Origin of the sequence: Carboxylicivirga litoralis, from assembly GCF_025499605.1 — a bacterium.
Taxonomy (GTDB): domain Bacteria; phylum Bacteroidota; class Bacteroidia; order Bacteroidales; family Marinilabiliaceae; genus Carboxylicivirga; species Carboxylicivirga litoralis.
In genome coordinates this window covers 1-1,373 of sequence record NZ_JAFMVC010000095.1, presented here as the reverse complement: position 1 = coordinate 1,373, position 1,373 = coordinate 1, and the positions used below count along the sequence as shown (strand labels likewise).

Sequence of the window (1,373 nt, the reverse complement as noted above, 5' to 3'; positions counted from 1 at the left end):
CCACCGAAAAGAAAGTCAATAATGGTGCTTAGTTTGGTGGATATTCCACCGTTGATACTGCTTACAAATGCTATTTGCCAATCATCAAGCTGAATGGTATCGAAAATGAAGTAGTTCAGCATTACGAAAGTCAATGCGCACCAAGCAACTAAGAAGAAAATTGCAAAGGCTTTTTGAAGCCAACTGTCTTTTTGATACATCTCCCTGGCCGAACTCCTATCAGCTACTGCCATTTTAAAGAGTTCCATTTTCCCCTGGAGCTTTTCTTCCTGAGTGGTGAATATTTCATCTATGAGCTTAGTTCCCTCTTTTAAGGTTTCTGCCGTTGCATTTCCTGCTAACTTTTTAAATAGCTTCATCAGTTTATAATTATCTCAGGCATTGCCTGTCATCGTTCTACAAATTTTAATATGGTATCGAGCTTCTCGTTAAGCTGCTTAATGGTTTGGTGGAATAGTTCCTTGCTCACATAAATTTCCTTGGAGCTGTCCCTTAAATCAGATATTCGTTTATGCAGTACCGTAAACTTGTTTTCGCATGAAGCAAGCTCTTTAGTCAAGTGCTGAATATCCTTTTCCAATAAATCGGTTTTAGCATCCACCGTTTCCTTTGTGGCATTCTTTGAAATGGCATTGCGAATAATAAAGGAAACCACACCAACGATAAGCGAGCTAAAAGCACCGATAACAAGCCAATAGAATTTTATTGTCATTTCTTCCATGCTAAAAGATTTTAATGGTTTCGGTACTGCCCTCCGGAAAGCGGTTTTTCTCCATTGTCGCACTTTGGTTTTCGATGTGCATAATGGCATCCACTATATGCTCCCACTTCGTACCGCCTTTGGAACTTCCGTCTCTGTTTGCCTGATTGATGATTACAAATGAGGTGTTCGGAAACTGTTTCTTCAGCTCTTTAAATTCCTCGTGAGAAATATCAGTCGTTTGGGTACTGTCAATAAATACCACATCGTAATCCCTAAATAGCTTAGGATTGTAGTCCTCGATAATTCCAATTGGGCTATTTATGCCAAGTCTCACAACCTTCTCTTGCATTGTTCCTTTTGCACCTTCTTCATTGGCTACATACAGGACTTTATAGCCGTGTTGCTTTACCAATTCATCGGCAAACATCAAGGCTACGGTACTCTTGCCATGAAAGCGTGAGCCGTAAATCATTATATAGAATGGGATATACAGCTTACCCAAGAGCCTCCCGAACTTTCCCCTGATTGAGATGGTCTTAAAATTCATTTTGGCAAGGTCGTTTGCCAAAACAACTTGGTCGGATGCGATGACTGCGGTTCTTGTGGTGCCGGGATTGAATGCCCTGTTTTGTGAGCCACTACTTTTGGGCATGGAAGTAGTGGCATTTAC

At 40.9% G+C, this 1,373-nt stretch carries 2 protein-coding genes and 1 pseudogene; all 3 read right to left on the bottom strand.

The window, feature by feature from the left end; all coding sequences use genetic code 11:
* Positions 1 to 359 (bottom strand): hypothetical protein (locus J1N10_RS20870; protein WP_262328665.1); only part of this gene is annotated, 359 nt, incomplete at its 3' end.
* A 29-nt stretch (positions 360 to 388) separates the two neighbouring features.
* On the bottom strand, positions 389 to 721 hold the full coding sequence (locus J1N10_RS20865; RefSeq protein WP_262328551.1) for a hypothetical protein: 333 nt from the start codon (positions 719 to 721) through the stop codon (positions 389 to 391).
* A 1-nt stretch (position 722) separates the two neighbouring features.
* Positions 723 to 1,373 (bottom strand): annotated as a pseudogene (locus tag J1N10_RS20860) (DNA repair protein RadA); the annotation flags it as partial.